13 protein-coding genes and 1 tRNA gene are annotated in these 12178 nt (G+C 62.7%); 4 read left to right on the forward strand and 10 right to left on the reverse strand.

Annotation, left to right across the window (positions count from 1 at the left end; genetic code table 11):
* Positions 1-57: 57 nt before the first annotated feature.
* Positions 58-1263: a tyrosine-type recombinase/integrase gene (locus NLY36_RS07535; protein WP_023734947.1), complete on the reverse strand. Its 1206-nt coding sequence runs from the start codon at positions 1261-1263 to the stop codon at positions 58-60.
* Positions 1264-1424: 161 nt separating this feature from the next.
* Positions 1425-1500, reverse strand: a tRNA-Ile gene (locus tag NLY36_RS07540).
* Between the two features lie 134 nt (positions 1501-1634).
* On the opposite strand from NLY36_RS07540, the gene NLY36_RS07545 reads away from it, so the two are divergent.
* Positions 1635-2345 (forward strand): SIMPL domain-containing protein, encoded by a 711-nt coding sequence (locus NLY36_RS07545; protein ID WP_023672467.1) that lies wholly within the window; start codon positions 1635-1637, stop codon positions 2343-2345.
* A 259-nt stretch (positions 2346-2604) separates the two neighbouring features.
* On the opposite strand, the gene NLY36_RS07550 is transcribed toward NLY36_RS07545, so the two are convergent.
* Complete coding sequence (locus NLY36_RS07550) at positions 2605-2949, reverse strand: hypothetical protein (RefSeq protein WP_023672466.1); 345 nt, start codon at positions 2947-2949, stop codon at positions 2605-2607.
* A gap of 220 nt (positions 2950-3169) precedes the next feature.
* Positions 3170-3616: a YcgN family cysteine cluster protein gene (locus NLY36_RS07555; RefSeq protein WP_023672465.1), complete on the reverse strand. Its 447-nt coding sequence runs from the start codon at positions 3614-3616 to the stop codon at positions 3170-3172.
* Positions 3617-3818: 202 nt separating this feature from the next.
* Here NLY36_RS07555 and NLY36_RS07560 point away from each other — a divergent pair, with 202 nt between their 5' ends.
* Both NLY36_RS07560 and NLY36_RS07565 read left to right on the forward strand, forming a co-directional pair.
* On the forward strand, positions 3819-6029 hold the full coding sequence (locus NLY36_RS07560) for an OmpA family protein (RefSeq protein WP_023697091.1): 2211 nt from the start codon (positions 3819-3821) through the stop codon (positions 6027-6029).
* 326 nt (positions 6030-6355) lie between these two features.
* Positions 6356-6871 (forward strand): TIGR00645 family protein, encoded by a 516-nt coding sequence (locus NLY36_RS07565; protein WP_023672463.1) that lies wholly within the window; start codon positions 6356-6358, stop codon positions 6869-6871.
* 130 nt (positions 6872-7001) lie between these two features.
* Here NLY36_RS07565 and NLY36_RS07570 read toward each other — a convergent pair whose 3' ends face one another.
* From NLY36_RS07570 to NLY36_RS07580, 3 genes are all read right to left on the reverse strand, one after another.
* A complete protein-coding gene (locus NLY36_RS07570) occupies positions 7002-7868 on the reverse strand; it encodes an SDR family oxidoreductase (protein ID WP_023697090.1) in 867 nt (288 codons plus the stop codon).
* 119 nt (positions 7869-7987) lie between these two features.
* On the reverse strand, positions 7988-8695 hold the full coding sequence (locus tag NLY36_RS07575) for a helix-turn-helix transcriptional regulator (protein WP_155922376.1): 708 nt from the start codon (positions 8693-8695) through the stop codon (positions 7988-7990).
* An 8-nt stretch (positions 8696-8703) separates the two neighbouring features.
* Positions 8704-9576, reverse strand: coding sequence for a S1C family serine protease (locus NLY36_RS07580; protein WP_023689760.1), 873 nt, complete (start codon positions 9574-9576; stop codon positions 8704-8706).
* 169 nt (positions 9577-9745) lie between these two features.
* Between NLY36_RS07580 and NLY36_RS07585 the strand changes: the two genes are divergently transcribed.
* Complete coding sequence (locus NLY36_RS07585; protein WP_023734948.1) at positions 9746-10696, forward strand: S1C family serine protease; 951 nt, start codon at positions 9746-9748, stop codon at positions 10694-10696.
* 4 nt (positions 10697-10700) lie between these two features.
* Here the strand turns inward: NLY36_RS07585 and NLY36_RS07590 are convergent, their stop codons facing one another.
* The 3 genes from NLY36_RS07590 to NLY36_RS07600 all read right to left on the reverse strand — a co-directional run bounded on the left by NLY36_RS07590 (position 10701) and on the right by NLY36_RS07600 (position 12131).
* Positions 10701-11330: an arginase family protein gene (locus tag NLY36_RS07590; RefSeq protein ID WP_348524900.1), complete on the reverse strand. Its 630-nt coding sequence runs from the start codon at positions 11328-11330 to the stop codon at positions 10701-10703.
* Entirely contained in the window at positions 11261-11611 is a 351-nt protein-coding gene (locus tag NLY36_RS07595; protein ID WP_245260166.1) for an arginase family protein, read from the reverse strand. Before NLY36_RS07595 ends, NLY36_RS07590 begins: the two co-directional genes overlap by 70 nt.
* Before the next feature lie 94 nt (positions 11612-11705).
* Entirely contained in the window at positions 11706-12131 is a 426-nt protein-coding gene (locus NLY36_RS07600; RefSeq protein WP_023705831.1) for a VOC family protein, read from the reverse strand.
* Positions 12132-12178 lie beyond the last annotated feature (47 nt).

A 12178-nucleotide genomic window follows, 5' to 3' on the forward strand; every position in this document is an offset into this window, starting at 1 on the left:
TAACCTCCGGCGTTCCTTAGCATTCTGGCACTCAGACTTTACTGGGTCTTCAAGAAACTAGGAGGCATTCGCGAGCCGTTTCGCTCGTGCATCATCAAGGTAGTTAGACCACCAAATCAGCATTTTTTGCCGGTCAGCCAACCATTCCGCTGTATTATAGGCGGCGCGAACATCGCTGCGTTCGGTGTGCGCAAGCTGCCGCTCAATCCAATCCCGATTGAAGCCATGCTCATTCAAAACAGTGCTAGCTGTGCCGCGAAAACCGTGGACGGTTGCTCGCGAATGGTAGCCCATTCGGTAGAGAGCGTAGATCAATGTGTTCTGAGAAATCACGCCGTCCTTGGTTGGCGCCGGCAGCATTTGCCGGTTTGTCCCTGCTAGATGCTTCAATTCTCTTAGAATCGCCGTCACTTGCGGTGTAAGCGGGATCAGATGCTCATTTCGTGTTTTCATCCGAGAAGCCGGAATCCGCCACAACGGTGAATCCCCATCAAGACCCTCAAGTTCTTGCCACTGGCCGAACCTCACCTCGGCCGTCCTCAGGAACGTGTGCACAATCAGCTTCAGAGCCAGTGTCGTAGTTCGGTCGCCTTGATATTGCTCGAGGCTGCGAAGGAATTCCGGCAACTCGCCGGCTTTAAGGGCGGCGCGATGCTTTGTCGATCCAGGACTCCGCAACGCACCTCGCAGATCTTGAGACGGATCTCGCGATGCTCTTCCACTCGCGATCGCATAGCGAAACACCTGCCCGGTGACCTGCAATATTCGCTTGGCCAGCACGACGGCACCACGTCTTTCGATCGCGCGGATCACGTCCAGTAGCTCAGGTGGCTCAATGCCATTAATGGGTCGGTTCCCCATGACGCTGAGAACATCAGACTGAAGGCGGCGCCATATTCGATCTGAGTACCCCGGCGTCCAAGCGTGTTTTCGTGCGTCAAACCACTCCTCAGCCACCATTCCGAGCGTATTTGAAGCCTCAAGTTGTGCTTCACGCTTCGCGATCTTCTTTTGCTCAGAAGGATCCAACCCTTTAGCGAGGAGCTCTTTTGCACCTTGGCGCAGAAAGCGTGCATCCTTCAATCCAACCGCAGGGAAAGCTCCAAAAGCTAGTGTCTTTTGTTTTAGCTGGAAGCGATAGGCGAGCCGCCAAAGTTTTCCTCCTGTTGGCTGCACAAGCAGAAAGAGCCCGCCGCCGTCGCTTAGCTTACGCGGCTTATCGCCGGCCTTCGCGTTCCGGCAAGCAGCATCAGAGAGAGGCATGTGTTGGTATTTCCGTTCGTCGCTGTTGGCATACCAAAAAATGTACCAACAATCCAGAGAGATGTCTTCGCACCGGGCAAGACGCTATTGGCCGAGAATTGCGCACTTTCTAGGTATTGTGCCGAAGTAGCACACTTAGCCGCATCATGTCGGACTAAGAATGGTGGGCCCGGAGGGACTCGAACCCCCAACCAAGCGGTTATGAGCCGCCGGCTCTAACCATTGAGCTACAGGCCCCACGCGCGCTGGATTAGTGTTTTTCCTTGCGCGGCACAAGGCTTTCCGGACGGGCTGGCCGAGATCGCCCAAATCAGCCCATATTCGCGCCCTAGTCGACAGGCGCGACTGGATCGCACACCGAGGAGATTTTCATGACCAGACATATTTTGCCGCTCGCACTTGCCGCCGCGATCGCTTTTCCGGCGATGGCAAGCGCTGCCGATTCGCTGCCCCCGCCCCGCATCATCGTGTCGGGTGAAGGCCAGTCGACCGTGGCGCCTGACCTGGCGCTGCTGACGCTCAGCGTCATGCGCGAGGCCAAGACCGCACGCGCGGCACTCGACGCCAACAACGACGCCATGGCCGCCGTGATCGCGGCAATGAAGTCGGCAGGGATCAAGGACCGCGACCTGCAGACCGCCGGCATCCAGATCAACCCGCGTTACAACTACACCAACAAACCGGACGGCAGCCAGGAAGCCGAGCTTGTCGCCTACCAGGTGACCAACACACTCTCGGTGCGCATCCGCGACATCGACAAAACAGGTGAGATTCTCGACAAGGCTGTGTCGCTCGGCGTCAATCAGGGCGGAGGCATTTCGTTCTCCAACGAAGACCCGAAAGCTGCCGTCACCGAAGCCCGCAAGAAGGCGGTCGCCGATGCCATGGCCAAGGCCAAGACGCTGGCCGAAGCCGCCGGCGTCAGCATCGGCCGGGTGCTGGAAATCACCGACCAGAACGTTGCGCCGGCGCCGATGCCGATCAATGCCAAGGCCTTCGATGCGGCAGGCGCCGCGGTTCCCGTGCAGGCCGGCGAGAATGCCTACGCCGTGCAGGTAACAGTTACATTCGAGCTTAAGTAGCAGGCCGCCGGGCCGGGCGCGGTTCTGCTGAACCCGTCGGCCGGAACCGCAGATTTCCGACATGAAAAACCCCGGAGGACTGGCCTCCGGGGTTTTTTCGAGCCGCACCTTTCCGCGAAGGGAAAGGGGCTCCTGGCTGACCCTAGAAGGGTCATGCCGCTACTCCAGGCTGATCCTCGCAGAGGAACATGCCTCCGGATCGACCTTCGCAGAAGGTCGTATCCCAGACTGATCTTCGCAGAAGATCAGTCTGGTTCTCTTAGCGATAGATAACCGGGCAGCCGCGCTCATTGGCGAACACGACCACTACGCGATCGCCATACTGGCGGCCGGCGACCTTCACCACGCGGCGATTGACATCGACGATGCGGACGCGGTGCAGGCCCATGCGCTCGGCCTTGTCGAGGGCGCGGTCCGGCGAGCAGCGGCGCCAATTGCGGTCACGGCGAAAGCCGTCCTCATCGTCGCCGGTGTAGACGCCGACGCGGCGGTCATGGTTGTTGCCGAAGCCGAGATAGATCGAGTCCGCCTGAGCGGGCACTGCGGCAAGGGTGCCGAGAGCTACGAGACCCGAAAGGGCTGCCGTCTTGAATGAGTTGAACATTGTCTTCTCTCCTTGTTGAGGGCTTGCGCCCGTCTTGGTCGAACCGATGGGGGGAGAATGCTCCTTGCAATCTGAACTCTTCGCGAACCGGCCGTTCATTTTCGGTTAATCTGCCCGACAGGTTGAAAGCAACCGCCCCTTCCACCGCTGCAAACGATCCTGACCGTCAAAAACGTCCAATGGCGCAGAACGCCCTATGGCAGCGTCCGTTCCAGAATGCTCAGGGCTCGTCATCGAGCATATAGTCGAAATAGTCGTCCGGCTCGGCCAGATCGGTCTCACTGGCGCGGACGCGGCCGCGCATGGAGATGCCGGCATCATGAACGGTCTCGGCACTTCCCGACACCAGCCTGTGCCACCAATAGAGGTCGTGCCCCTCGGCAACCAGCCGGTAGGCACAGGTTTTCGGCAGCCACGTGATGGTGCGCACATTCTGCGGCGTCAGCCCGACACAGTCCGGCACGCGCGCCAGCCGGTTGGCATAGTCCGAACAGCGGCAGCTTTGCCCATCGAACAGCCGGCAGCCGACTGATGTCCAGTAGATCTCGCCGGTATCCTCGTCCTCGAGTTTAGACAGGCAGCATTTTCCGCAGCCGTCGCACAGCGATTCCCACTCGGTGGGCGTCATCGCTTCCAGCGTCTTGGTCTTCCAGAACGGCGTTTCCATTATGAGTCGAGATGTGGCCTCCGCATGCGGCAAGGTCAAGCTGTTGTGTGACTTCAGGTTCCGGCCGCACCATAGGAAAAACATGAAGTTGCCTTCAAAACGCCGGTCAATCGTCCTTGGGTGCGGGTAATGCCTGCAAACCGGAACCAATCCGGTCAAGGACAGTTTGGGCAGGGATGGGACCCCACAAGGAGAATTTAAGATGAAACGCCAACCACGGGTACTGGCAGGTACGGCACTTGGCCTGCTTATGGCATCCGCGCCGTTGGGCGCATCCCCGTTGCAGGGCAACGCCGTTTTCGGCCCCTTGCAGCACACGGCCGCGCCACTGATCCTGGTCCAGGACGACCCTGCTGCAGATGGTCAGCAGACCGACCAGGAACTGCCGCGCAAAAAGAAACGCCAGCAGGCCGAACAGGCAGCGCCGGCCGCCGAGCAGCCTGCACCGGCTGCAGAGCAACCCGCCCCTGCCGCCGAGGAACAACAGCCGCGCAGGAAGAAGCGGGATCAGCAGCAGACCGAGCAGGCCCCGGCCGAACAGGCCGCACCTGCCGCCGAGGAACAGCAGCCGCGCAAAAAGAAGCGCAATCAACAGCAGCAGATCGAGGCGGCGCCTGCGGATGAGGGCGGCGCCCAGGCAGCGCCGGCGACCGATGAGCAGCCGCTCAAGCCACGCAAGAAGAAGCGTGACCAGCAGCAGATCGAGGCAGCACCGGCTGAACAACCGGCCGAACAGGTAGCTCCGGCAAATGAAGAACAGCCGCTAAAGCCACGCAAGAAGAAGCGCGACCAACAGCAGATCGAAGCGGCGCCCGCTGAACAGCCGGCCCAGCAGCCTGCCGAGCAGGCAGCGCCCACCGAACAGGTGGCGCCGGCAAACGACAACAAGTCGGGCAAGAAAAAGCGCAAGCAGGATCAGCAGATCGAGGCCGCGCCTGCCGACAAAGCGCCAGACGTCAAAGTTGCGCCTGCCGAAGAGCCCGCGCCGCAGGCCGAGCCGATTCAGCCCCCGGCCGATCAGCAAGCGGCTCCCGCCGAAGGTGAACAGCCGAAGGATCAGGCGAAAAAGCACGGCAAAAAAACTGTCGGCGAACAGCCGGTGACGGGCGAACAGCAGCCTGCGACCGGTGAACCACAGCCTGCGGAGCAACCGGCCAATGCCGAGCAGCCCGCGCAACGTGAGACGCCGGCGCAAGGCGAAGCCACGGCCAACCCCGACGAAGCACCCATCCTGGACAGCCAGAAGGATGCCAGGCGCAAGCACCGCAAGGACCAGGGCGGCAACAGCCAGAATGGCGACGGCCAAAATGGGAACGGCCAAAATGGGAACGGCCAGAATGCTGGCGGCCAGACGGGCGAGCAGCCCGCGCAGGGCGGCACCGAGGCGCAAGCCCCGAAGCCGGCTCCGGTCGACCAGGGACCGCCGCCCACCGACGACAAGTCAGCTCAGCAGGCAATTCAGCCAGAAAAGATCGCCCCGGTGACGGAGGAAAAAGGCAAACGCGTCGAGCGTGCACCCGATGAGAACGTCCGCGACCGCCGGCGTCCGAAAGGCGTCGACGTCGTCAAGGAACTCGGCGACCGCGTCATCCTGCAGTTCAACAACCAGACGATCGTGGAAAGCAATGACGCTCCGCGCATGCACCGCGGCGCCAGGAATGTTTACTATGAGGAACTGTCGGGCGATCGCTCTCGGGAAATCGTCGAGCGCGACAATGGCATCCAGATCGTCACCATCCGCAACCGCAATGGCGACGTCATCAGGCGATCGCGCATCACGCCGGATGGGCACGAATATGTGCTGAGCTATGTCGACGAGCGCAGCTATGACGACGACAATGACTGGCGCGATCCCGGTGACGACCTGCCGCCGATGCGGCTCACCATCCCGCGCCGCGAGTACATCCTCGATTCGGAAGATGTCGAAAGCCCGGACGATTATTACGAGTTCCTCGAACAACCGCCGGTGGAGAAGGTCCAGCGCCTCTATTCCATCGACGAAGTGAAGCGTTCGGCGCGCGTGCGCGACATTGCCCGTCGCGTCGACCTCGATACATTGAACTTCGAGTTCGGCTCGGCCTCGATATCCGACACCGAAGTGCAGAAACTGGAAGGCGTCGCCACGGCCATGGAGAAACTGTTGAAGAAGAACCCGGCCGAAACCTTCCTGATCGAAGGCCACACCGATGCGGTTGGCACGCCGGAAGCAAACCTTGCTCTGTCCGACCGGCGCGCTGAGTCTGTCGCCGAAGCGCTGACCAATGCCTTCGGGATCCCGCCGGAAAACCTGACCACTCAGGGCTATGGCGAGGAATACCTGAAGGTCAACACCACGGCGCCCAACCGCGAGAACCGCCGTGTCGGCATCCGTCGCATCACCTCGCTGGTGGCACCGGTGGCGAGTAACAATTGATCTGCTTTCCAATGGCTTGAGCAGCTTTCTGGAATCAGATCGACAACAAGGACCCATCCCGGCAGATCGGGATGGGTCGAGCTGCGGACAGCAATCCCGGTTCAGCAAGAATTGTACTGGTATTAGAACCGGCTCATTGAATAGAGCGGCCGCCCTCCCCAGATTCAAGCCTGGGCGTTCCCTGCCCCGTCCCGACTCCAGCGGGATGCATTGAACCCCGCCGGCCCTCCCGGCGGGGTTTTTTTGCGTCGCAATTTGCCTTGCAAACTGCGGCAAGCTGATCGAAATACCCCAGTCGACCTCAGAAAGCTGACCGGAACCGCTGCATGAAACGTCTCGAACTCGCCATCGAATCGATCATCCTCGCCTCACGCTGGCTGCTGGTGGTTTTCTACATCGGGCTGGCCCTAGCGCTCGCCGTCTATGCGCTGTCCTTCGGCAAAAAACTCTACGAGTTCGTCATGGTCGCCTTCACACTCGACGACACCGACACCATCCTGAAGATGCTCGGCCTCATCGACGCCGCACTTGTCGCCTCGCTGGTGGTGATGGTGATCATCTCCGGCTACGAGAATTTCGTCAGCCGCTTCGACGACCAGGATGGCGGTGTGCACTGGCTGGGTACGATCGATGTCGGTTCGCTGAAGGTCAAGGTCGCCTCGACCATCGTCGCTATTTCCTCGATCCACCTGTTGCAGGTGTTCCTGAATTCGTCTTCCTATACGATCGACCAGCTGATGTGGCTGACCATCATCCACCTCGCTTTCGTCGTCTCGGCGCTGATGCTGGCCTATATCGACCGGCTGATGGGACTGAGCAAAGGCAAGAAGGGCGAGGAGTGATGAGCCCCTTTCTCCCCGTTCATGGGGAGGTGAGGCTGGTCCGCACAGCGGGCGAAAAGCCAATTGCTTGGTTTTTCGAAAAACGCCGGCAGGTGGATGAGGAAGCAGCGCCGTCGGCCCGTGATTTCCGTCAGTAGATGCTTTTGACGTTCGTCGGCGAATTGGCAAATACCGCGTCCGGCACGAAAAAGTCGCCGGCCAGCGGCCCGGTCGCGCCCGGCGCATAGACCGCGAAATCGGTCACGCCCTCGGCCCGCAGCACCTCTTCATCGATGTAGAAATTGCCTGATGTCTCGCGCGATGGCCGCAGGAAGATGGCGTGTGCGGCATCGGCCATGATGTCGGGTAAGCGGCTCATCGCCGCCACCGTCGCGCCGCCGAGCAGATTGCGCACCGCAGCCGTGTCGATGGTCGAGATCGGCCACAGCGAATTGACCGCGATGCCGTCCTTGGCAAACTCGGCGCTCATCCCCAGCGTGCACATCGACATGCCGAACTTGGCCATGGTGTAGGCGACATGGTTCTTGAACCATTTGGCCTTCATGTCGAGCGGCGGCGCCAGATTCAAGATGTGAGGATTGCTTGCCAACTTCAGGTGCGGAATGCACATTTTCGACACCAGGAAGGTGCCGCGCGTGTTGATCTGGTGCATCAGATCGTAGCGCTTCATGTCCGTCTCCAGCGTGCCGGTGAGCTGGATGGCGCTGGCATTGTTGACGCAGATATCGATGCCGCCGAACTTTTCGACGGTCTTGGCAACCGCCTCAGCCACCTGCGCCTCCTCGCGGATGTCGCACAAAACAGGCAGCGCCTTGCCGCCGGCCTGCTCGATCTCCTCAGCTGCCGAGTAGATCGTGCCCGGCAGCTTCGGATGCGGCTCGGCGGTCTTGGCCGCGACCGTCACATTGGCGCCGTCGCGCGCAGCTCGCAGCGCGATCGAAAGACCGATGCCGCGCGACCCGCCGGAGATGAACAGCGTCTTTCCCTTGAGCGACATGTCTTGGCACCTCCCTTGCTACATCACTGACGCGAACCATTGCGCGGCGGCAATGCACTGCGCAAGGCCTCGGCAGCCTGCAACGGGTTACGCAACGTAGGCTCAAACGGAAAAGGGGGTTAGACCAGCACCAGGCCCTGCCGCATCGCGATCGCGATGGCATCCGTGCGGTTCGCAGCACCCAGCTTGATCAGGATCGCGGCGACGTGGAACTTTGCCGTGTGCACGGAGATGTTCAGCCGCCGCGCGATCACCTTGTTGGGTGCGCCTTCGGCCAGCAGCGCCAGCACTTCGGCCTCGCGCGGCGACAGCGCCGGACGGGCGGTAGCGCCATCGTCCAACGGCTCCTCGCCGAACAGCCCGCTATGGCTTCCGCCGTTGGCGGCGCCATCGAAATCGTCGTGGCGAGCGGGCGTCGAACGCCCATCCCTGGACACCCGGTAGCCGGCCGCCGCAAGTCTGACGGCAGCCGCGATCAGATTCGCATCCGACGCCAAAGGCAGCACGGCAAGCACCCGGTTTTCCGGCCGGCCAGCGCTCGCGGATAGCAGCACCCGTGGGATTGCGCTGTTGCCACCATCGGCCCGATCGAGCCAGGCCGGACTGTTCGCAACAGCGTCATCGACGACAGCGACGTCGGCAATCCCGCTGCCGGCCACGACCGGAAGCAGATCGTCCGCCATGGCAAGCGAAGCTGACAGGCGCTCGGCACGCGCGGCATCGTGCAGCGCGATCAGCACCACGAGCTGGCGTCCGCCGCCCGCCACCTCCGGCCCACCCACCTCCGGCCCACCCGCCTCCGGCCTTGTCAGCGTGTCGCTTTCCATCGCCCCTCTCAGCTCAGCGGTTTTTCACCGACGGTCAGCGCGACGTCGCGCTGCTCGCCGCCGCGCACCACGCCGAGCGTCACCGCGGCGCCCGCGCTATCCGGCCCAAGCTTTCGGATCAGTTCGCGCGGGCCGTGCACGGCCTCGCCATTCCACGCCACGATGATGTCGCCCAGCGCAAGGCCGGCGGCCTTGGCCGGACCATTGTCGTCGAGGCTCATGACGATGGCGCCGCGCGCCGCGCCGTCACGGATCGGGTGCAGGCCGGCGCCGAGATAGCCGCGCGCGACATGGCCCTTTTCACGCAGCGTCGCCACGGCCCGCTCGATCGTCTCATAAGGCATGACCAGCGCACGACCACGTGGCCCAAACAGCAGCATGCCGATCAGCGCGCCCTTGGCGTCAAGCACCGGCCCGCCCTCGAAACGGCCGCCGGCATTGACGGCGAGATTGATGCGCCGATCGATGCTGCCGCCGCGCATCGAGCGCCAGGCGGGGCCGACCTCGCCGACCGAACCCGATACGGCCAGCGCCGAACCCTGACTACTGCCGATGGCGATGGCAAGATTGCCGGGCCGTACCGCGTCAGCCTTGGCCAGCGCAGGCGCTGCGGCAGCGCCGGCCGGCTTCAGAAGCGCTACGCCGGTCGACGGATCGCGACCGACCAGTTCGGCCTTCACCGCTTCGCCCGAAGCCAATGTCAATTCGATCTCCTCACCGGCCTCGACAGCTTCCTCGGCGGTGACGAAATAGCCGTCACGCCAGTGGAAGGCGCTGGCGGTGCGATGGTGATGGGTGGTGAAACTTGCCGTTGCCGGCGCAGCCTTGGCGGCGAGATCGGCGATGGCGTCGGAAAATGCATTAAGGTTGAAGTCACTCATGATGATCTCCTGGGTTTTCTCATGCCCCAGATATCGCTCGGCAGTGCGCCCGGAGGTACTCGTCTGACGGCTAGTTACTGGTGTGACTGGCCATCTGGTCAGGTCGCGGCAGTTCGAGCCGCTCCGCACATATAGTCATCATCGCGCCTGAAAACACGGAGCCCCGCCAATGGCCCTCGCCGCCCACAAATTCGAAACCGACGACACACTGCTCGACGCCTATTCGACGACAGTCGCCGACGCCGTCGACCGCATCGGCCCAGCCGTCTGCCGCATCGAGCGCGTCGGTGGCCAAGGTGGCCATGGCTCCGGCTTCGTCATCGCGCCGGACGGGCTGGTCGTTACCAATTTCCATGTCGTTGGCGATGCCAAAACGGTGCGCGTCTCTATGCCCGACGGCGCCTCCAGCGAAGGCCGCGTGCTAGGCCGCGACCCTGACACCGACATCGCGCTGGTGCGCGCCGATGGCAGCTTCACCGAAGTCGCGCCGCTCGGCGATTCCAAGCGGCTGCGGCGCGGCCAGATCGCCATTGCCATCGGCAATCCGCTCGGCTTCGAATGGACCGTAACGTCAGGCGTGGTCTCCGCACTTGGCCGTTCGATGCGCGCCTCGACCGGGCGGCTGATCGACGATGTCGTCCAGACCGATGCCGCGCTCAATCCCGGCAATTCCGGCGGACCGCTGGTGTCGTCGGCAGGCGAAGTCATCGGCGTCAACACCGCCATGATCCACGGCGCGCAAGGCATCGCCTTCGCGGTCGCTTCCAACACCGCCAACTTCGTCATTTCGGAGATCATCCGCTTCGGCCGCGTGCGGCGCGCCTTCATCGGCATCTCGGCCGACACCACCAGTTTGCCGCGCCGCGCAGCGCTCCTGTCGCAGGTGACCACCAGTACTGCGGTGCGGCTGCGCAGCGTCGAGAAAGACGGACCCGCGGCGAAGGCCGGCCTCAGGGAAGGCGACATCATCGCGGCGATAGACGGTCGCCCGGTCACCGGCGTCGACGACCTCGTGCGCATGCTCGACGCCGAACGCATCGGCCGCGAGACGCTATGCACAGTGGTGCGCCGCACCGGCGTCAGCCAGGTGACGGTGACGCCGGTAGCAAGGGTGAGCTGAGCCTTTATCGAGGCTTGAGCACCCGCCCGAGCAGCGACACCAGCAGTCGCGCAAGGTCACCGGTCGGGTCGAGGTCGGGATCGTAGATCGTCATGTCCAAGCCGGTGCAGCGCTGGTCCGCTGCCAGCGCCGACAGAATGGCAACGAGTTCATCGGGGTCGATGCCGGGGCTGCCGGGCGAATCCACCGCCGGCATCACCGTCTGGTCGAGCACATCGACATCAAGATGCAGCCAGTAGGGACAGCCGGCGCGCGCCAGCGTCGCTCTTGTCTTTTGCAACACTCCAGCCGCGCCGAGTTCCTGCGCGGCAAAGACGTCGATGCGCGTCACGGCGGTCGCATTGATGTCGGGCCAGGCAAAATCGGCATCGCGGCTCTCGCGTTCGCCGATCTGAACCACCGCATCGTCGGCGACGAGCGGACCGACAACACCTGGCCATTGCGCCAGCAAAGCCTCGCCGCGTCCGGTGGCAAGTGCCAGATCCATGCCGGCAACCGAGCCGAGTGAGGCATTGACATCGTAGTTGCCGGGATGGCGGAAATCGCTGTGGCCATCGAAATGGATCAGGGCGACTGCGCCCGAGCGCCGCGCGGCGACCAGTGCGCCAAGCAGGATCGAGCAGTCGCCGCCGATGTCAGCGGGAACTCGCCTTGCCCAAGCGCACGGGTGACGATCTCGGCAAGATCGAGGTTGAAGCGGCGGATCGCCGGACCATTACGCAGCCTAGTGCCCGGTTGCGGTTCGGTACTGTAGGCGGGTCTGTCGAGATCGACCACCCGCCCCGGCGCCAGCGACTCGATCAAACCAGCTTCGCTCAGCGCCTGCGGCGCACGCCAGGTGCCGGGCACATGGCCCGGCTCCAAGGGCCGAAGGCCGAGATTGGATGGCGCACGAACAAGGCAGATGTCACGCATGCGGCAGGCCCAGCTTCAACATCACCAACATAGACCGCATGGTGCGGGTCCGGCCACAGCGGCCGGAGCCGCTGCCGACATTTGCTGCCATCGTTCAGGCGCCCGCCGCGCCCGCCGCGAATTGCGCCTGAAATTCCGGGCTGAGCGGGATCGGCTTGATGACGTCGATCAGCACGCCATTGGGATCCCTGGTGATGAAATGGCGCTGGCCGAAGGGTTCGTCGCGCAGCGGGCACAGGATCGGCAGGCCGGCCGCAACGATCCGTTCATAGACAGCATCAGGATCCCTCACCTCGAAATTGATCAGCAGCCCCGATGTGCGGCCGCGCCCCCCCTCGGGGATCGTCTCGTGGTCGCCCTGGACGATACCGAGATTGACCCGGCGATCCTCGGCAGACTGCAGATGCACATACCAGTCGCTCGCAAACAGCGGCTTGAAGCGGAAGTGATTGATATAGAAGGCTTTTGTGCCGGCTACGTCGCCCGTCATCAGCACCGGATAATAGCTCGTCGTCTTCATCTTTCTTTCTCCCGTCAGCCAACATACAGTTTGCATGTAATTCGAAA

It is taken from the genome of Mesorhizobium sp. C399B, from assembly GCF_030323185.1.
In the GTDB taxonomy this organism is placed as follows: Bacteria; Pseudomonadota; Alphaproteobacteria; order Rhizobiales; family Rhizobiaceae; genus Mesorhizobium.